The sequence below is a fragment of the Cellulomonas sp. GTC20042 genome, assembly GCF_055389595.1.
Map to the genome: position 1 here is coordinate 514,512 of NZ_AP043678.1, position 17,163 is coordinate 531,674.

Annotated in this window: 20 protein-coding genes and 1 tRNA gene; 15 read left to right on the plus strand and 6 right to left on the minus strand. The window is 73.4% G+C overall.

Annotation, left to right across the window (positions count from 1 at the left end):
• Nucleotides 1–4 precede the first annotated feature (4 nt).
• The gene (gene recR / locus ACZ5HG_RS02365) at nt 5–604 is read left to right on the plus strand and encodes a recombination mediator RecR (protein WP_464180199.1); all 600 of its coding nucleotides are present in this window, start codon (nt 5–7) and stop codon (nt 602–604) included.
• A gap of 70 nt (nt 605–674) precedes the next feature.
• Entirely contained in the window at nt 675–1,286 is a 612-nt protein-coding gene (locus tag ACZ5HG_RS02370) for a DUF5063 domain-containing protein (protein ID WP_464180200.1), read from the plus strand.
• 60 nt (nt 1,287–1,346) lie between these two features.
• Here the strand turns inward: ACZ5HG_RS02370 and ACZ5HG_RS02375 are convergent, their stop codons facing one another.
• Nucleotides 1,347–1,772: an organic hydroperoxide resistance protein gene (locus ACZ5HG_RS02375; protein ID WP_464180201.1), complete on the minus strand. Its 426-nt coding sequence runs from the start codon at nt 1,770–1,772 to the stop codon at nt 1,347–1,349.
• A gap of 110 nt (nt 1,773–1,882) precedes the next feature.
• Here ACZ5HG_RS02375 and ACZ5HG_RS02380 point away from each other — a divergent pair, with 110 nt between their 5' ends.
• From ACZ5HG_RS02380 to ACZ5HG_RS02425, 10 genes are all read left to right on the plus strand, one after another.
• Nucleotides 1,883–2,503 (plus strand): TetR/AcrR family transcriptional regulator, encoded by a 621-nt coding sequence (locus tag ACZ5HG_RS02380; protein WP_464180202.1) that lies wholly within the window; start codon nt 1,883–1,885, stop codon nt 2,501–2,503.
• Complete coding sequence (locus ACZ5HG_RS02385) at nt 2,500–3,279, plus strand: sulfite exporter TauE/SafE family protein (protein ID WP_464180203.1); 780 nt, start codon at nt 2,500–2,502, stop codon at nt 3,277–3,279. The genes ACZ5HG_RS02380 and ACZ5HG_RS02385 overlap by 4 nt, the downstream gene beginning before the upstream one ends.
• 109 nt (nt 3,280–3,388) lie before the next feature.
• On the plus strand, nt 3,389–4,672 hold the full coding sequence (locus tag ACZ5HG_RS02390; RefSeq protein WP_464180204.1) for an aspartate kinase: 1,284 nt from the start codon (nt 3,389–3,391) through the stop codon (nt 4,670–4,672).
• Entirely contained in the window at nt 4,669–5,730 is a 1,062-nt protein-coding gene (locus tag ACZ5HG_RS02395; protein ID WP_464180205.1) for an aspartate-semialdehyde dehydrogenase, read from the plus strand. Before ACZ5HG_RS02390 ends, ACZ5HG_RS02395 begins: the two co-directional genes overlap by 4 nt.
• A gap of 142 nt (nt 5,731–5,872) precedes the next feature.
• Entirely contained in the window at nt 5,873–6,250 is a 378-nt protein-coding gene (locus ACZ5HG_RS02400; RefSeq protein ID WP_464180206.1) for a GntR family transcriptional regulator, read from the plus strand.
• Nucleotides 6,247–7,155, plus strand: a complete 909-nt coding sequence (locus ACZ5HG_RS02405; protein ID WP_464180207.1) for an ATP-binding cassette domain-containing protein — start codon at nt 6,247–6,249, stop codon at nt 7,153–7,155. The genes ACZ5HG_RS02400 and ACZ5HG_RS02405 overlap by 4 nt, the downstream gene beginning before the upstream one ends.
• Nucleotides 7,152–7,916 carry a hypothetical protein gene (locus ACZ5HG_RS02410; RefSeq protein WP_464180208.1) on the plus strand — a complete coding sequence of 255 codons (765 nt, stop codon included), beginning with the start codon at nt 7,152–7,154 and terminating at the stop codon, nt 7,914–7,916. Before ACZ5HG_RS02405 ends, ACZ5HG_RS02410 begins: the two co-directional genes overlap by 4 nt.
• Nucleotides 7,917–7,943: 27 nt before the next feature.
• On the plus strand, nt 7,944–8,873 hold the full coding sequence (locus ACZ5HG_RS02415; RefSeq protein WP_464180209.1) for an ABC transporter ATP-binding protein: 930 nt from the start codon (nt 7,944–7,946) through the stop codon (nt 8,871–8,873).
• A 1-nt stretch (nt 8,874) separates the two neighbouring features.
• On the plus strand, nt 8,875–9,651 hold the full coding sequence (locus ACZ5HG_RS02420) for an ABC transporter permease (protein WP_464180210.1): 777 nt from the start codon (nt 8,875–8,877) through the stop codon (nt 9,649–9,651).
• Between the two features lie 90 nt (nt 9,652–9,741).
• Nucleotides 9,742–10,860 (plus strand): GGDEF domain-containing protein, encoded by a 1,119-nt coding sequence (locus ACZ5HG_RS02425; protein WP_464180211.1) that lies wholly within the window; start codon nt 9,742–9,744, stop codon nt 10,858–10,860.
• Between the two features lie 145 nt (nt 10,861–11,005).
• Here ACZ5HG_RS02425 and ACZ5HG_RS02430 read toward each other — a convergent pair.
• The 3 genes from ACZ5HG_RS02430 to ACZ5HG_RS02440 all read right to left on the minus strand — a co-directional run bounded on the left by ACZ5HG_RS02430 (nt 11,006) and on the right by ACZ5HG_RS02440 (nt 14,558).
• Nucleotides 11,006–11,079 (minus strand) — tRNA-Pro (locus ACZ5HG_RS02430).
• A gap of 105 nt (nt 11,080–11,184) precedes the next feature.
• Nucleotides 11,185–12,156 carry a metallophosphoesterase gene (locus tag ACZ5HG_RS02435; protein ID WP_464180212.1) on the minus strand — a complete coding sequence of 324 codons (972 nt, stop codon included), beginning with the start codon at nt 12,154–12,156 and terminating at the stop codon, nt 11,185–11,187.
• Nucleotides 12,153–14,558 (minus strand): penicillin-binding protein, encoded by a 2,406-nt coding sequence (locus ACZ5HG_RS02440; protein ID WP_464180213.1) that lies wholly within the window; start codon nt 14,556–14,558, stop codon nt 12,153–12,155. The genes ACZ5HG_RS02435 and ACZ5HG_RS02440 overlap by 4 nt, the downstream gene beginning before the upstream one ends.
• 283 nt (nt 14,559–14,841) lie before the next feature.
• On the opposite strand from ACZ5HG_RS02440, the gene ACZ5HG_RS02445 reads away from it, so the two are divergent.
• The 3 genes from ACZ5HG_RS02445 (at nt 14,842) to ACZ5HG_RS02455 (ending at nt 15,844) form a co-directional block, all read left to right on the plus strand.
• Entirely contained in the window at nt 14,842–15,135 is a 294-nt protein-coding gene (locus tag ACZ5HG_RS02445) for a WhiB family transcriptional regulator (RefSeq protein ID WP_464180214.1), read from the plus strand.
• Between the two features lie 65 nt (nt 15,136–15,200).
• The gene (locus tag ACZ5HG_RS02450) at nt 15,201–15,365 is read left to right on the plus strand and encodes a DUF4177 domain-containing protein (protein WP_464180215.1); all 165 of its coding nucleotides are present in this window, start codon (nt 15,201–15,203) and stop codon (nt 15,363–15,365) included.
• Nucleotides 15,362–15,844 carry a RidA family protein gene (locus ACZ5HG_RS02455; protein WP_464180216.1) on the plus strand — a complete coding sequence of 161 codons (483 nt, stop codon included), beginning with the start codon at nt 15,362–15,364 and terminating at the stop codon, nt 15,842–15,844. Before ACZ5HG_RS02450 ends, ACZ5HG_RS02455 begins: the two co-directional genes overlap by 4 nt.
• Before the next feature lie 68 nt (nt 15,845–15,912).
• On the opposite strand, the gene ACZ5HG_RS02460 is transcribed toward ACZ5HG_RS02455, so the two are convergent.
• Complete coding sequence (locus tag ACZ5HG_RS02460; protein ID WP_464180217.1) at nt 15,913–16,590, minus strand: Crp/Fnr family transcriptional regulator; 678 nt, start codon at nt 16,588–16,590, stop codon at nt 15,913–15,915.
• 54 nt (nt 16,591–16,644) lie between these two features.
• The gene (locus tag ACZ5HG_RS02465; RefSeq protein WP_464180218.1) at nt 16,645–17,067 is read right to left on the minus strand and encodes a hypothetical protein; all 423 of its coding nucleotides are present in this window, start codon (nt 17,065–17,067) and stop codon (nt 16,645–16,647) included.
• Nucleotides 17,068–17,163: the final 96 nt, after the last annotated feature.

Genomic DNA, 17,163 nt, shown 5'->3' on the forward strand with positions numbered 1-17,163 from the left:
CCCTGTGTACGAGGGCGCGGTCCAGGACCTGATCGACGAGCTGGGGCGGCTGCCCGGCGTCGGTCCCAAGAGCGCGCAGCGCATCGCGTTCCACATCCTCGCGGCGGACCCGCAGGACGTGCGACGGCTGGTGGACGCCCTGACCGAGGTCAAGGCGCGCGTCCGGTTCTGCACGCTGTGCGGCAACGTCGCGGAGGAGGACCTCTGCCGGATCTGCCGTGACCCGCGGCGCTCGGTCGCGGTGATCTGCGTGGTCGAGGAGCCGAAGGACGTCGTCGCGATCGAGCGCACCCGGGAGTTCCGCGGCCGGTACCACGTGCTCGGCGGGGCCATCAACCCGATCGCGGGCGTCGGTCCGGACGACCTGCGGATCAAGGACCTGCTGTCCCGGCTCGCCGACGGCACGGTGACCGAGGTGATCCTCGCGACCGACCCGAACGTCGAGGGCGAGGCCACGGCGACCTACCTGTCCCGCCTGCTGGTGCCGATGGGGCTCACGGTGAGCCGGCTCGCGTCGGGCCTGCCGGTCGGCGGCGACCTCGAGTACGCCGACGAGGTGACCCTGGGCCGGGCCTTCGAGGGCCGTCGCCGCATCAGCGCCTGAGCCGATCCCGCGCGACGCCGCCCGACACCCCGGGCGCGCCGGTGGGCACGTGCCCCCACCGAGGGGCAGCATGGAGCCCGTGAGCACGCCGACCGATCCCGCCCTGGACCTGAACGCGCCCGACGCGGACGCCGCCGACCTGCACGCCGTCGCGGCGTCGGTCGCGCGGGAGAGCCGGTCCTTCCTCAGCACGGTGACGGAGGTCGGCGCGGGGGCGAACCCGGAGGCGGCGATCCCGCTGCTGCTGCTCGCGGTGTCCGACGTGCTGGCGGTGGGTGCGCGGCTGGGCGCGATCGTGGACGTGGTGCCGAGCGAGCGCTACGAGCCGGACGTCGGCCCGGACCCGGACGTGGAGGCGCTGCGTGCGGCGCTGTCCAACGTGCTCGAGGGCATCGACGAGTACGCCGAGGTGGTCGACCCGGTGCTCGGCAGCGAGCTGACCACGTCGACGCTGTCCGGCGACCTGGTGGCGATCTCCGGGGCGCTGGCGCAGGGGCTGCGGCACCACGAGAGCGGCCACGTGATCGAGGCGCTGTGGTGGTGGCAGTTCTCCTACCTGTCCACCTGGGGCGAGCGCGCGGCGAGCGTGCTGCGCACCCTCCAGTGGCTGCTGGCGCACCTGCGGCTGGACGTCGAGGACGACGTCGCCGCCGAGGCGGAGTACGACGCCCTGCAGCCCTGATCGGAGCACGACGAGGCCCCGCGCACACCCGGTGCGCGGGGCCTCGTGCGTTCGCGGGGGTCAGCCGACGGTGGTGTCCAGGGTGACCGCGATGTTGCCGCGGGTGGCGTTGGAGTACGGGCACACCTGGTGCGCCTGCTCGACGAGCTTCTCCGCGGTGGCCTGGTCGACGCCGCCGAGCTCGACGTGCAGCGCGGCCGACAGCTGGTACCCGCCGACGCCGTTGGGGGCGATGCCGATGTCCGCGGTGACGGCGGAGTCGGTGATCGCGATCTTGCCGGCGGCCGCGACGCTCTTCAGCGCGGAGTGGAAGCAGGAGGCGTAGCCGGCGGCGAACAGCTGCTCGGGGTTGGTGCCGCCACCGGGGCCGCCCATCTCGGCCGGGATGGCGAGCGTGACGTCGAGGATGCCGTCGCTGCTCACGGTGCGGCCCCCGGCGCGCGCGTTGCCGGTGGACATGGCGGTGGCGGTGTAGAGAGCGCTCATGATGGGACCTCCGAGGTAGACTAACTAGTACGTCTACTCAAGCACATCCGGACGCGACATGCCAGACTGCGACGGTCGTCGGCCGCGCAGCAGACCAGGAGGGGAGCACCGTGACCGCACCGTCCATCGGCCGTGTCGCCGTGCTGGCCGACTCCGCGCTGCCCGAGTCCCCGGTCGCCGCGCGGATCCTGACCGCCGCCGCGGCGCTGTTCTACGCCGAGGGCATCCGCGCCGTGAGCGCCGACCGCGTGATCGCGGAGGCCGGCGTGAGCAAGGTGACCTTCTACCGGCACTTCCCGACCAAGGACCTGCTGGTCGCCGCGTACCTGACCGCGATCTCCCAGGGCGAGCGCGAGTCCGTCGAGGCCGCCGTCGCGGCGCACCCCGGCGACCCGGCGGCCGTGCTGCGCGGCTACGCGGGGGCGCTCGGCGTGCAGTCCTGCGCGCCGGGGTTCCGGGGCTGCCCGTTCATCAACGCCGCCGCCGAGTACGCCGACCCGGAGCACCCGGTGCGCGCCGTGGTCGCCGCGCACCGCGCCTGGATGACCGAGACCGCCGCCCGGCTGCTCGCCGATCTCGGCGTGGACGACCCGCAGGCCACCGCCGCCGCCCTCGTGATGCTGCGCGACGGGGCGATGGTCGCCGGCTACGTGGGTGACCCGGAGGCGGTCTCCGCCGCGCTGGTCGGCGCCGGCACCGCGATCGTCGCCGCGCACCGCACCGCCGCGTGACGATCTCCGGCCTGGACCTGTCGGTCACCACCGTCGTCCTGCTCGTGCTGGCCGGCTTCGCGGCGGGCTGGGTGGACGCGGTGGTCGGTGGCGGCGGGCTGGTGCAGCTGCCCGCGCTCCTGCTGATCCCCGGGATCAGCCCGGTGCAGGCGCTCGCCACGAACAAGCTCGCCGGGATCCTCGGCACCTCGGTCAGCGCGGTGACGTACTACCGGCGCGTGCAGCCCGACCTGCGCACGGCCGGGCCGATGGCGGCATCCGCGCTGGTCGGCGCGGGTGGGGGAGCGGCGCTGGCGTCCCTGCTGCCCGAAGGCGTGTTCGTGCCGGTGATCCTGGTGGCGCTGGTCGCGGTGGCCGGCTACACGGTGGCGCGCCCGCAGGTGGGTCGGGCGACCGCGCTGCGCTGGCAGGGGCGCACGCACCTGCTGGTGGCGCTCGGGCTCGGCGCGCTGATCGGCTGCTACGACGGCCTGCTCGGCCCCGGCACGGGATCGTTCCTGGTGATCGCGCTGGTCGGTGTGCTGGGCTACGCGTTCCTCGAGGCGTCCGCGCAGGCCAAGATCGTCAACGCCGCCACCAACCTCGGCGCGCTGATCGTGTTCACCGTGCAGGGCGCCCCGCTGTGGCGGCTCGGCCTGCTGGTGGGCGTCGCGAACATCGCCGGGGCGTACCTCGGCGCCCGCACCGCGGTGGCCCGCGGCAGCGGCTTCGTCCGCGCGGTCTTCCTGCTCGTGGTCGCCGTGCTCGTGGTCCGCCTGGGCAGCCAGCTGCTCTGACGCACGCGATCCCGCGATGCGGGCGGGCGGCGGTCGGTGCGCGAGGGGCGTCCTAGACTTCCGGCGACGCACTGTCCCGCGTCCTCGTCGCACACGGAAAGACCCTCCAGTGGCCCTCATCGTGCAGAAGTACGGCGGATCGTCGGTCGCCGACGCCGACAGCATCAAGCGTGTCGCGAAGCGGATCACCGAGTCCAAGCGCGCGGGCGACGACGTGGTGGTCGTGGTCTCGGCGATGGGTGACACCACCGACGAGCTGATCGACCTGGCGCAGCAGATCACCCCGTTGCCGCCCTCGCGTGAGATGGACATCCTGCTCACCGCCGGCGAGCGCATCTCCATGTCGCTGCTGGCGATGGCGATCTCCAACCTCGGCGTCGAGGCGCAGTCCTTCACCGGGCAGCAGGCCGGCGTGATCACCGACGAGGTGCACGGCAAGGCGCGGATCATCGACGTGTCGCCCAGCCGGATCCGTGCGGCGCTGGACGAGGGCGCGGTGGCGATCGTCGCCGGGTTCCAGGGCGTCACCCAGCACACCAACGACGTCACCACCCTCGGGCGCGGCGGGTCGGACACCACCGCGGTCGCCCTGGCGGCGGCGCTGCACGCGGACGTCTGCGAGATCTACACCGACGTGGACGGGGTGTTCACCGCCGACCCGCGGATCGTGCCGAGCGCGCGCAAGATCGACCGGATCACCTACGACGAGATGCTCGAGATGGCCGCCAGCGGCGCCAAGGTGCTGGTGCTGCGCTGCGTCGAGTACGCCCGCCGGTTCGGGGTGCCGGTGCACGTCCGCTCGTCGTTCTCCACCCGGACCGGCACCCTGGTCACCGACGTCCCGGCCGAGCCCGAAGAAGGAGCAGCAATGATGGAGCAGCCGATCATCTCCGGCGTCGCGCACGACCGCAGCGAGGCCAAGATCACCGTGGTCGACGTGCCGGACGTGCCCGGCAAGGCGGCGCGGATCTTCGAGGTGGTCGCCGGATCCGGCGTGAACCTCGACATGATCGTGCAGAACGTCTCGGCGGCGGCCACCGGTCGCACCGACATCTCGTTCACGCTGCCCGCCTCCGACGGCGCGGCGGCCACCGCGGCGCTGACCGCGCACCAGCCGGACATCGGCTACACCTCGCTCCAGTACGACGACACGATCGGCAAGCTGTCGCTGATCGGCGCGGGCATGAAGTCGCACCCGGGCGTCTCGGCGAAGCTGTTCGCGGCGCTGTCCGAGGCGGGGATCAACATCGAGATGATCTCGACCTCCGAGATCCGGATCTCGGTGGTGACGCGGGCCGACCAGCTGGACGACGCGGTGCGCGCGGTGCACAGCGCGTTCGAGCTGGACAGCGACGACGAGCAGGCCGTGGTGTACGGAGGGACGGGGCGATGAGCGCGCAGGGACTGAAGGTCGGGGTCGTCGGGGCCACCGGCCAGGTGGGCGCCGTGATGCGCCGGCTGCTGGACGAGCGCGACTTCCCGGTCGCCGAGATCCGGTTCTTCGCCTCGGCGCGCTCGGCGGGGACCACCCTGCCCTGGCGCGGGCAGCAGATCGTGGTGGAGGACGCCGAGACCGCCGACCCGACCGGGCTGGACGTCGCGCTGTTCTCCGCCGGCGGTGCCACCTCGAAGGCGCAGGCGCCGCGGTTCGCCGCCGCCGGGGTGACCGTGGTCGACAACTCCTCCGCCTGGCGGATGGACCCGGACGTGCCGCTGGTGGTCTCCGAGGTCAACCCGCACGCCCTGGACGAGATCGCGAAGGGCATCGTCGCCAACCCGAACTGCACCACCATGGCCGCCATGCCGGTGCTGCGGGTGCTGCACGAGGAGGCCGGGCTGCGCCGGCTGATCGTGTCGACCTACCAGGCGGTGTCCGGCAGCGGGCTCGCCGGTGCGCGGGAGCTCGACGGCCAGGTGCGGGCGGCTGTCGAGCAGGACACGCTCGCGCTGGTGCACGACGGGTCCGCGGTGACCTTCCCGGAGCCGGAGAAGTACGTCGCGCCGATCGCCTTCAACGTGATCCCGCTGGCCGGCAACCTGGTGGACGACGGCACGCTGGAGACCGACGAGGAGCAGAAGCTGCGCAACGAGTCGCGCAAGATCCTCGGCATCCCGGACCTGCTGGTCTCCGGCACCTGCGTGCGCGTGCCGGTGTACACGGGCCACTCGCTGTCGATCAACGCCGAGTTCGACCGGCCGATCACTCCGCAGCGCGCCTACGAGCTGCTGACCGGCGCCCCCGGCGTGCAGGTCGCCGACGTGCCGACCCCGCAGCAGGCCGCCGGCGCGGACCCCTCGCTGGTCGGGCGGATCCGGCAGGACCCGGGTGCGCCGGAGGGTCGCGGGCTGGCGCTGTTCATCTCGAACGACAACCTGCGCAAGGGAGCGGCGCTGAACGCCGTGCAGATCGCCGAGCTGCTCGCCGCGCGCCTGGGCGCCGCCACCGCCTGACGAGTCGTCCGCACTCCGTGAGCCCGGGACCCCCACGGTCCCGGGCTCGCGTGCGTCCAGGGGTTGTGCCTCCGTGGGGTTCTGTGGTTCATTGGTCATGTAATGAACCACAGAAGCCCGCCTGCGCGAGAGGAGTCCGCCGGTGTTCGACGGCCGTGACCCGATCTACGTGCAGATCGCCGACCAGATCCGTGCGGACGTCCTGCGGGGCGACCTGCGGCCCGAGGAGCAGGTGATGAGCACGACGCAGTACGCCACGACGTTCCGCATCAACCCGGCGACCGCGGCCAAGGCCTTCGCGCAGCTCGTGGACGACGGGATCCTCTACAAGCGCCGGGGGGTGGGCATGTTCGTCGCCGCCGACGCCCGCGCCCGCCTGCAGGCCGAGGGTCGCGAGTCGTTCTTCGCCGAGGTCGTCGACCCGGTGGCCGAGCGCGCGCTCGCCCTGGGCGTCCCGCTGGAGGACGTGATCGCCCGGCTGCGCACGCTCGCGGCCGAGCGGGACGGGGGTGCGGCATGACCGCCCTCGGCCTGGAGGCCCGCGGCCTCACCGTGCGCTACGGCCGCACCACCGCCCTGGACGGCGTGGACCTGACGATCCCCGCCGGGTCGATCACCGGACTGCTGGGCCGCAACGGCTCCGGCAAGACCACGCTGGCCTCGGTGGCCGCCGCCTTCCGCCGTCCGACCTCCGGCACGCTGCTGCTCGACGGCGCGGAGCCGTGGGAGGACGAGGCGCTGGTCCCGCGGGTGCTGCTGGTCCGTGAGTCCGGCGACGTGATGGACACCGAGCCGCTGCGGGCGCACCTGCGGTTCGTCGAGGCCGCCCGCCCGCACTTCTCCCGCGAGGTCGCCGAGCGGCTGATGGACCGCTTCGAGCTCGACCCGGACGCCCGCCCCGCCAAGCTGTCCCGCGGCCAGCGGTCGGCCTTCGGGATCGTGCTGGGCATCTCCGCCCGTGCCGACCTGACGATCCTGGACGAGGTGCACCTGGGCCTCGACGCCCCCTCGCGCTACGCGTTCTACGAGGAGCTGCTGGCGGACTACATCGCGCACCCGCGCACGATCGTGCTGTCCAGCCATCTGATCGGGGAGATCGAGCGGCTGCTGGAGCACGTGGTGGTGCTCGAGCGCGGTCGGGTGCTGCTCGCGGAGCCCGCCGAGGCGCTGACCGAGCGCGGGATCACGGTCACCGGCCCCGCACGGGAGGTCGAGCGGTTCGTCGTCGGACTCACCGTGCTCGGGCGGCAGCGCCTCGGCGGGACCGAGCAGGCCACCGTGCTCGCCACGCTGGACGCGGGGGAGGCCGACCGGGCGCGCGCCGCCGGTCTCGACCTCGGCCCGGTGCCCCTGCAGGACCTGTTCGTCCACCTGACCGCCGATGGCCACGCCACCGGCACCCGCACCGCCGAGGAGGCGTCATGACCGCCGCAGCCCTCCCCGCCGTGCCGCGCCGGGCCCGCGCGCACGGACCGTCGACCCGCACCGCGCTCACCCTGCTCGGCCACCTCGGCCGGATCGCCCTCTGGTACGGCGCGATCATGCTGGCGATCACGATCGCCGTGCCGTTCGTGATCGCCCGGTTCACCGAGGTCGAGGCGTCGACCCTCTGGTACGCCCGGCAGAGCGCCATCTGGTTCCCGTTCTCGATCATGATCGGCGTGGCGGCGGCCTACCTGCCGGTGCACGTGGCGGGCGGGATGACCCGGCGCACCTACGTGCGCGGCAGCGTGCTCGCGGCGGTCGGGCTGGCCGGGATCTTCGCCGTGGCGGGCGCGCTGCTGCTGCTCGCCGAGCGCACCTGGTACCAGGCCGTCGGCTGGGGGTGGCGGCTGGAGGACGGCTGGTCGGACGCCGGCGGCGGGCTGTGGCCGGTCGCCCTGGCGATGTTCCTGACCTTCCTGGTGGCCGACCTGAGCGGTCTGCTGGTCGGCTCGGTGTACGCCGCGGGCGGCGGCTGGTGGGGCACGCTCACCCTGCCGCTGACCGTCGGCCCGACCGTCGTGATGATGACGCTGATGTCCGGCTCGACAGCCCTGGTGCCGATCGCGGACTGGTTCGGCGACCACGCCGCCGAGGTGTCGACACCCACGCTCCTGCTGATCGGCCTCGTCCTGGCCGCCGCGCTCGCGGTCGCCTTCCAGATGCTGTCCGTCCGGCGCTCGATCGCCCCGCGCCGCGGCTGACCCCCACCGAGCCCCAGGAGGACCGCGATGACCACCGTGATCCGCGCGGAGCACCTGCACAAGCGGTACGGCAGCGCCACCGCCGTCGCCGACGTCAGCCTGACCGTCGACCGGGGCGAGATCCTCGGCGTGCTCGGCCGCAACGGCGCCGGCAAGACCACCACCGTCGAGATGATCGGCGGGCTGCGCGCCCGGGACGGCGGCACGGTCGACGTGCTCGGCCACGACCCCGACCACGACGGCGCCGCCCTGCGCGAGGTGGTGGGCTTCCAGCTCCAGGAGAGCGCGCTGCCCGCGCGGATCACCGTGCGCGAGGCGGTGGGGCTGTACGCGTCGTTCTACCGCGACGGCGCCGGGCCGGCGGAGCAGGCGGAGCTGCTGGACGAGCTCGGCCTGGCCTCGAAGGCCGGTGCGCGCTTCCAGGCCCTGTCCGGCGGGCAGAAGCAGCGGCTGTCGCTGGCGCTCGCGCTGGTCGGCCACCCGCAGATCGCGATCCTGGACGAGCTGTCCACCGGCCTGGACCCGCAGGCCCGCCGGGACACCTGGGACGTCGTGCGACGGGTGCGCGAGCGGGGCGTGACGATCCTGCTGGTCACGCACCTCATGGAGGAGGCCGAGCGGCTGTGCGACCGGGTGGTGCTGGTCGACGGCGGCCAGGTCGTCGCCCAGGGATCGCCGGTGGAGGTCGCCGCCCGGGTCGGCGCCGGTGACCGGCTCACGTTCCGCCCCTCGGCCCCGGTCGACCTGGCGGTGCTCACGGCGCTGCCGACCGTCGCGGAGGCCGTGCACGACGGCGGGACGGTGCACCTGCGCGGCGGCGGCAACGTCGTGCAGGACGTGATGGTGGCCCTCGCGCGGGCCGGGGTGCGCCCCGACGACCTGCGCGTGGACCGCACCAGCCTGGAGGACGCCTTCGTCAGCCTGACCGGCACCGGTCCGCACCCCGTGGAGGCCTGAGATGTCCGCGACCAGCCCCAGCCCCGCCGCCGCGCTCGCCCGGGTCACCACCGTCGAGGCCCGCCTCGCGCTGCGCGACCCCGCCACCGTGTTCTTCGCCCTCCTGTTCCCGGCGGTGCTGCTCACCGTGCTCGGGCTCGTGATGCCGTGGTCCGACCAGCCGTACTCCGACGACCCCGCCCTGGCGGGCATCACCGGGATCACCGGCTACACCCCGATCGTGCTGGCGCTGGCCGTCGGCACCGTGGCGCTGTCGGTCTACCCCGCGCTCATCGCCACCTACCGGGGCACCGGCGTGCTGCGTCGGCTGTCCACCACCCCGCTGCCGCCGTCACGGCTGCTGCTCGCGCAGGTGCTGGTGCAGGTCGGCACGCTGCTGGTCGCGGCCCTGCTCGCGCTGCTCTGCGGGTTCCTGATGGTCGGGGTCAGCCTGCCGGAGGCTCCGCTGGTGGTGCTGCTCGCGTTCCTGCTCACCGCCGCGGCGACCTTCGGGATCGGCTCGCTGATCGCCGCCCGCGCGCCCAGCGCCGGCTCCGCGAACGCCTACGGCCAGACCCTGTACTTCGTCTCGCTGTTCTTCGCGGGCGTGTGGCTGCCGCTGCCGATCATGCCGGAGGCGGTGCGGGCCATCGCCGAGTGGACGCCGCTGGGTGCCGGAGCGCAGGCGATGCTCGCCGGCTGGGTCGGTGCCGGGATGCCCTGGCAGGAGCTGGCGGCGCTCGCGGGCTGGTCGGTGATCGGCATCCCGCTCGCCGCGAAGCTGTTCCGCTGGCGCTGAGCCTGTGCGAACCGCAAGGAATCGGACGGGTTTGGTGGAAGTGTCAATGACTTCCTTGAGACGACAGGGGTGCCCGCCGATCGACAGGGTGTGACCCCCGCACGCCCTCAGCCGGACCGCGCGCGCGACGTCGCGCGCGAGGCGCCGACTGTCGTGCGTCTGCTCGCGCGTACCCCGGCCTGGTTGCGGATCGGCGGGTACGCCGCCGCCGGCGGCCGGTTGCTGCTGCTCTTCACCGGCGTCGTCGTGGTGCTGGGCTCGCTGTTCCTCGACCTGGACGCCGGTCAGTGGCGGACGATCGCCTCCACCTCGGCCGCGATGCTGGTGCTGGTCGTGCTGAGCTTCCTGGTGCGCTGGCGACTCCGGTCGCTGGTGACGCTGGTGTTCCCGGCGGCCGTGCTCGCGGGCCTGGGCGTGATCGGGCTGTCCACGCAGGGCGTCGCCGGTGCCTTCGTCGGCCTGGTGCCGCTGTCGTTCGTCTACACCGGCCTGTTCCACCGCGGGCGGGACGTCCTGCTCCTGCTGCCGCTGGCGTGGGCGTCCTACGTGGCGATGGTGCCGGTGTTCGACAGCCGGACCTGGGTGCGGCTGGTCACCTACGGGCTCACCTGGTGGGCGATCTCCGAGATCCTCGCGCTGACCACCGCCTACCAGCAGGACGTGCGCCGTCGGCTCCGGTTCGACGCGCGCACCGACGTGCTGACCTCGCTGGCCAACCGGCGCGACCTGGAGGACCGGCTGGCGAGCGCCGTGCCCGGCGACTGCGTGGTGCTCTGCGACCTCGACCACTTCAAGCAGGTCAACGACACGCGCGGCCACGCCGCCGGCGACGAGGTGCTCGAGCGCTTCGGCCACGCCGTCGACCAGCACCTGCGCCGCCGCGACTACGCCGCCCGCTACGGCGGCGAGGAGTTCGTGCTGATCCTGCCGCGTACCGAGCCCGTGCAGGCGATGAACATGCTGCGCGCCCTGCGCACCGAGTGGGCCGAGGAGGGCACCGGCGTGACCTTCTCCGCCGGGATCGCCCTGATCACCCCCGTGCTGGCCCCGGGCAGCGCGCTCGCGGCGGCGGACGTCGCGCTGTACCGCGCCAAGGCGGCGGGTCGCGACAGGTTCCGGATCGCCACCGAGCAGATCGGCGCGCGCCGGGTGGTCCCGCAACAGGCCGGCGGCGAGGGGCAGCGGCGCGAGACGCCCTCGCGGCACTGAGCGGGGCGGCCACGACCCCGACGAGGCGCGTGCCGGCCGTCGACCTGTGCTGCTCGCCGACCTGCGCTGGGCACCGGTCCCGGCGTCAGCCCCGTGGAACGCCGAGAGGCCGGACCCGAAGGTCCGGCCTCTCGTCTCTCACCGGTCGGGGTGGCGGGATTCGAACCCACGACCTCCTCGTCCCGAACGAGGCGCGCTACCAAGCTGCGCCACACCCCGGTGAAGCCTGCCCAGCATAGCCGAGTCCGAGGGGTGCTCGGTAACCGGCACCCGCCCGTGGCCCTGAGACCCGCGCCACGTCGGCGCAGGCGGCGGGTCGCGGGCTCAGACCAGCGTGAGCAGCGTCGCCTCGGGCCGGCACGCGAACCGCACCGGCGCGTAGGGCGAGGTGCCCAGCCCACCGGAGACGTGCAACCAGGTGGAGTCCGCGCCCCCGGGGGCGTCCGGGCGGGCGCCGGGCCAGCCGTGCAGCCCCTTGGCCCGGACACGGTCCAGGTCGCAGTTGGTCACCAGGGCGCCATACAGCGGCACCGCGAGCTGCCCGCCGTGGGTGTGCCCGGCCAGGATCAGGTCGGCGGCGTCCGCCTGCATGGCGTCGAGCACGCGGCGGTAGGGCGCGTGCGTCACCCCGAGGTGCAGGTCGACGTCGCCTCCCTCGGCGCGCAGCAGGCCGGAGCCCGCGTCCGGCACGGGATGCGGACGCACGTCGTCCGGGCCGCCGGCGGCGGGGAACCGGTCGCGGTCCAGGTGGGCGTCGTCGGTGCCGACCAGCGAGATCCGCCGACCGGCGGTCTCGACAACCCCGCGCGCGTTGGTGAGGTCCACCCAGCCCGCGGAGGAGAACCGGCGGCCGAGCTCGCGCCAGGGCAGCTCCACCGGCGGTGCGCTCGGCTTCGTCCGGGCGTCCGGCAGCAGGTAGCGCGCGGGGTTCTTCGGCCGGGCGGCGACGAAGTCGTTCGAGCCCCAGACGAATGCGCCCGGTCGCGCGAGGTGCGGCTCCAGCGCGTGCAGCAGCGCCGGCATGGCGTCGAGGACGGCCCAGTTGTCACCGGTGTCGACCACCAGGTCCGGCTCCAGCGACGCGAGGTCGCGCACCCAGTCGACCTTGCGGTGCTGGCCGGGGGTCAGGTGCAGGTCGGACAGGTGCAGGATCCGCAGCGGGTCCTGGCCTGGCGGCAGCACCGGGACGGTGACCTCGCGCAGCGTGTACCAGCGGGCCTCGACGGTGGCCCAGGCGAGGGCCCCGGCCGCCGCGAGGGCGGTCGCGCCGAGGGCGCGGGTGATGCGTGCGGTCACCCGTTGCCGCCGTTCCCGTTCCCGTTGCCCGGGTTCCCGCCGGAGCCGCCGCCCCCGCCGCCGGCCTGCTGCCCGCCCTGCGTGGCGTTCGGGTCGGTGGTGACGGCCGGCGCGACGCCGGTGGACAGCGCGAGGGTGATCGTCGAGCCGGCGACGGCGGTGCCCGAGGGGTCCTGGCTGACGACCAGGCCCGCCGCGGTGGTCGAGTCGACCGGCGTGCCGATCGTCACCGTGAAGCCGGCGGCCTCCAGCTTCGTGCGCGCCGTGGCCTCGTCCTGGCCGACCACCGAGGGTACCGGGATCGGCTTGCCGAAGACGTCCTCGCTGCTCGGCTCGGCGAAGCCGGGGTTCGGCTGCCCGTCGAGCAGCGCCTCGTCCATGAACTTCTTCCAGGACTTCCCGGCGATGTCGGCGCCGAACACCCGGGGGTAGTACGTGCCGTTGATGGTGATCTTCTGCAGCGGGGTCAGCTTCTCCGGGATGCCGACCCAGACCACCGTGGCGAGGCGCGGGGTGTACCCGGCGAACCAGGTGTTCTCGTTCTCGGTGGTGGTACCCGTCTTGCCGGAGGCGGTGTACGACGGGGTGCCGATCTTCTTGCCGGTGCCGTTGAAGACGTTGCTCAGCGCGTAGTTGACGGCGTTGGCGGTCTCGGGGTCGATCTTCTGCTCGCAGCCGGCCGAGGGGATCGGCAGCTCCTCGCCGTCCGCGTTGCGCACCGAGGTGATCGCGATCGGCGTGCAGTAGATGCCACCGGAGGCGAAGGCGGCGTAGGCGCCCGCCAGGGCGAGCGGCGAGGTCGAGTCGGAGCCGAGCACGTTCGCCGGCTTGGGGTCGAAGGCGGTGGCACCGGACTTGCCGGCCTTGACCACGCCGAGGTCGGCGGCGCCCTGGGTGATGTTGCACAGGTCGAGCTGCTGCGCCATCGACAGGTACGCCAGGTTCACCGAGTTCCGCGTCGCATCCATGATCGTCATCGACGAGGAGGCGCCGCCCTCGGAGTTCCCGGGGCTCCAGGTGCTGCCCTGGTAGGGCGCGCCGCAGGCGGTGAAGTCACGCAGGTTCAGCGTGCGCACCGAGCCGTTGACCCGCTCGTTCAGGCTGTGCCCCTGCCGCAGCCACTCGAGCAGCGTGAACGGCTTGTAGGTCGATCCGGGCGCGAAGCCGGTCGAGCCGCCGTAGTCGAAGGAGGCGTTGTAGTTGACCGACGTCTGGCGGTCGGCGGCCTCGGAGGTGTTGTTGTAGATGCGGTTCTGCGCCATCGCCACGATGTAGCCGGTGCCGGGCTGCACCACCGACATCGCCTCGGCGACGCCCTGCGGATCGTCCACCGGGATGCTGGCCTTCACCTGGGTGTCCGCGGCGGTCTGGAGCCGGGTGTCCAGGGTGGTGGTGATGGTCAGGCCGCCGCGGTACAGCAGCTCCTCGCGCTCGTCGGCGGTCTCGCCGAAGGCGGGGTCGTTGCGGATCACGCGGGTGACGTAGTCGCAGAAGAACCCGGAGCCCGCCACGACCGTGTCGGCGGCCATGCAGCCGCTGCGGGACTCGGAGACCGCGAGGGTGCTCGCGATCGGGGTGGCGACGCCGGCGTCGTACTCCTCCTGCGTGATGTAGCCCTGCTCCTTCATCAGGCGCAGCACGATGTTGCGCCGGCCCTCGGCGTTGGCCGGGTTCTTCACCGGGTCGTAGTACGTCGGGCTCTGGGTGATGCCGGCGATCGTCGCCGCCTGGAGGTAGTTGAGGTTCGCCGCGGAGGTGGAGAAGTACCGCTGCGCCGCGGACTCCACGCCGTAGGTCGCCACGCCGAACTGCGCGATGTTGAGGTAGGCCTCGAGGATCTGGTCCTTGGTCCAGGTCTTCTCCAGCGAGATCGCCAGCTTGGCCTCGCGCAGCTTGCGGGCGTAGCCCTCGACGCCGTCCGCCTCGCGGGCCGCCTCGACCCCGGCCAGGTCGTTGTTGCGGGCCGCGGTCTCGATCAGCACGTTCTTCACGTACTGCTGGGTCAGCGTGGAGGCGCCCTGGGTGTTGCCGGAGGCGGTCTGGATCGCCGCGCGGGCCATGCCGGCCGGGTCGATGCCGCCGTGCTGGTAGAACCGCTTGTCCTCGGTGGCGATCACGGCGCTCTGCATGATCGGCGCCACCGCGTCGATCGAGACGACCTCGCGGTTCTCGCTGTAGAAGGTCGCGAGCACGGTGCCGTCGGCGGCGAGCATCGTGGACTTCTCCGAGAGGTCCGTGGGCTCCAGCTCGTCCGGCAGCCCCTCGAAGGCGTCGACGGTGAGATCGGTCGCGGTGCTCGCTGCGGCGACCGCGGGCATGATCATGCCCGCGGTGAGCAGGCCGCCGACACCGGCGACCAGCACGAAGGCCAGCAGCAGGGCGAGGACCTGGACGACCGTCATCTGACGACCGCGGGGCGACGAAGGGCTGGGCATGGCCGCCAGAGTACGGGAGCCACCTGACGACGGCCGGGATCGTGCACCCGACCGGACGGACCTGCACCGTACCTGCACACGGTGTCCCGCGTGGGGGATCTGTCCGGTTCTACCCGAACGGAGGATGACGTGCGTGCGTACCGACCGGTACGGTCGCCGGGCAGGGGGAAGCTGCGAGGGGTGTGCCGCACGGATGCGGCGAGTCCTCGCGACCTGTCCCCAGGTTCCGGGACGAGGGAGACGCAGCTACATGACTGCGGTGGACGGGCACTGGACCGCGCGTGCGGCGTGCGGGGTCGGCAAGGTGGCGCCTGACGCCCTCTTCGTGGAGGGAGCGGCGCAACGGGACGCACGGTCGGTCTGCCAGGCCTGCGACGTCCGGATCGAGTGTCTCGCCGATGCGCTCGACTCGCGCGCCGACTTCGGGGTGTGGGGCGGGATGACCGAGCGGGAGCGGCGTGCGCTGCTCCGGCGGCGCCCGGAGGTCGAGGACTGGCACGCGGAGCTCGCGGCGGTGGAGCAGGGGCAGAGCGCGCTGGGCTGAGGGCGGTCGCGCCGGCCCGGGGCTGAGAGCGCTCCCGGCCTTGCCTGCCCGGCTAGGGTGGCGCCATGGCCACCATCACGTGGGAGTACGCGACCGTGCCCCTCATCGTCCACGCGACCAAGGCGATCCTCGACCAGTGGGGAGCGGACGGCTGGGAGCTCGTCCAGGTGCTCCAGTCGGAGACCGGCCTGGTCGCCTACCTCAAGCGTCCGACCGGCGGCGCCGCGTGAGCGGCCGGGTCCTCGCACGCCTGGCCGAGATCGGCGTCGAGCTGCCCGAGGTCGCCGCGCCCGTCGCCGCCTACGTGCCGGCGGTGCGCACCGGCGACCACGTCTACACCTCCGGCCAGCTGCCGTTCGTCGGCGGCGCGCTGCCGCTGTCCGGCAAGGTCGGCACCGGCCCCGGGCAGGTCTCCCCGGAGACCGCCGCGGACCTGGCCCGCACCGCCGCGCTGAACGCGGTGGCCGCGGTCGCCTCGCTCGTCGGGGACCTGGACCGGGTGGCCCGGGTGGTCAAGGTCGTCGGCTTCGTCGCCAGCGACCCCTCGTTCACCGGTCAGCCCGGCGTGATCAACGGCGCGAGCACCCTGCTTCAGGAGGTCTTCGGCGACGCGGGGGTGCACGCGCGCTCGGCGGTCGGCGTGGCCGTGCTGCCGCTCGACTCGCCGGTCGAGGTCGAGATCGTCGTGGAGCTGCACCCCGAGGACTGACTCCCGGACGCACCGACGGCCCGCCACCCCCGCAGGGTGACGGGCCGTCGTCGTCGTCTGGCGGCGGCTCAGCGGGCGCGGCGCTCCAGCCGGTCCAGGTCGAGCAGCACGATCGCGCGGCCCTCGCGGCGCACCCAGCCGCGGGCGGCGAAGTCGGCCAGGGCCTTGTTCACGGTCTCCCGGCTGGCGCCGACGAGCTGCGCGAGCTCCTCCTGCGTCAGGTCGTGGGCCACGCGCACGCCCTCGTCGGTCTGCTGGCCGAACCGGGTGGACAGGTCGAGCAGCGCCTTGGCGACGCGTCCGGGCACGTCGGAGAACACCAGGTCCGCCAGCGCCTCGTTGGTGCGGCGCAGCCGGCGGCCGAGCGCGCCGAGCAGGTGCTTGGCGACCGTCGGGTTCTGCTCCAGCCACGGGATGAGGTCGTGGTGACCGAGCTCCATCACCACGGCGTCCGAGACGCCGGTGGCGGTGGCGGTGCGGGGCCCCGGGTCGAACAGCGACAGCTCGCCGAACATCTCGCCCGGGCCGAGCACGGCCAGCAGGTTCTCCCGGCCGTCGCTGGACCGGCGGCCGAGCTTGATCTTCCCGGACCGGATCACGTAGAGGCGGTCACCGGGCTCGCCCTCGTGGAACAGCACCTCGCCGCGCGCGACCTGGACCGGCTCCATGGAGGCCAGCAGGGTGCGCGAGGCCTCGGGGTCCATGTTCACGAACAGGGGCGCCGTGAGCACGACGTCGTCCTCCACGAGGGGACCTCACCTTCACTCGGACGGGGATGTGACGTCAGACAGTGTGCCTCATCACGCGCGCGCCGGGTCGCGCAGCGCCGCAGGGCGTCCCTCGGTCACGTCGCGGGAGAGCTGCTCGATGTACCGGTCGGTGACGGTGCGCAGGGTATCCTCCAGGCGCATCTCGTACCGGGCCAGGCGGATGTCCAGATCGCGCAGGTGCGGCAGCTCGTGCATCTCGGCGATCGGCAGCGCACCCCGCACGGCGGCGGCCAGCTCGGCGGCCGGCGGGACGTCCTCGGCCGCGTGCGCGAGCAGGGCCCGCACGTCCAGGCACTCGCCCGGGACCTGCGGCGGCGCGGCGGCGGCCACCGCGAGCTCCAGGCGGTCGCGGACCAGCCGGCGCCAGCGCGCGACGTGCTGGTGCTCGAGGCGGAGGGCTCGGCGCTGGCGGCGGAGCTCGACGAGCTCCGCGCCCGGTCCGGCCTCGGTCATGCGTGCTCCACCTCGTGCGACGGCCCGCCCGGTGCGTGGCCTGGGTGATCGTTCGACGTGCACGGCCTCGGACTTGAGCGTTCGGGCGGTCGAAGT

Bases quoted from the DNA above. Each gene is read 5' to 3' on its own strand.
- ACZ5HG_RS02415 (WP_464180209.1), top strand. From the start codon at position 7,944: ATGACCACCGTGATCCGCGCGGAGCACCTGCACAAGCGGTACGGCAGC.
- ACZ5HG_RS02450 (WP_464180215.1), top strand. From the start codon at position 15,201: ATGGCCACCATCACGTGGGAGTACGCGACCGTGCCCCTCATCGTCCAC.
- ACZ5HG_RS02440 (WP_464180213.1), bottom strand. From the start codon at position 14,558: ATGACGGTCGTCCAGGTCCTCGCCCTGCTGCTGGCCTTCGTGCTGGTC.
- ACZ5HG_RS02375 (WP_464180201.1), bottom strand. From the start codon at position 1,772: ATGAGCGCTCTCTACACCGCCACCGCCATGTCCACCGGCAACGCGCGC.
- ACZ5HG_RS02405 (WP_464180207.1), top strand. From the start codon at position 6,247: ATGACCGCCCTCGGCCTGGAGGCCCGCGGCCTCACCGTGCGCTACGGC.
- ACZ5HG_RS02445 (WP_464180214.1), top strand. From the start codon at position 14,842: ATGACTGCGGTGGACGGGCACTGGACCGCGCGTGCGGCGTGCGGGGTC.
- ACZ5HG_RS02420 (WP_464180210.1), top strand. From the start codon at position 8,875: ATGTCCGCGACCAGCCCCAGCCCCGCCGCCGCGCTCGCCCGGGTCACC.
- ACZ5HG_RS02410 (WP_464180208.1), top strand. From the start codon at position 7,152: ATGACCGCCGCAGCCCTCCCCGCCGTGCCGCGCCGGGCCCGCGCGCAC.
- ACZ5HG_RS02465 (WP_464180218.1), bottom strand. From the start codon at position 17,067: ATGACCGAGGCCGGACCGGGCGCGGAGCTCGTCGAGCTCCGCCGCCAG.
- ACZ5HG_RS02370 (WP_464180200.1), top strand. From the start codon at position 675: ATGGAGCCCGTGAGCACGCCGACCGATCCCGCCCTGGACCTGAACGCG.
- ACZ5HG_RS02395 (WP_464180205.1), top strand. From the start codon at position 4,669: ATGAGCGCGCAGGGACTGAAGGTCGGGGTCGTCGGGGCCACCGGCCAG.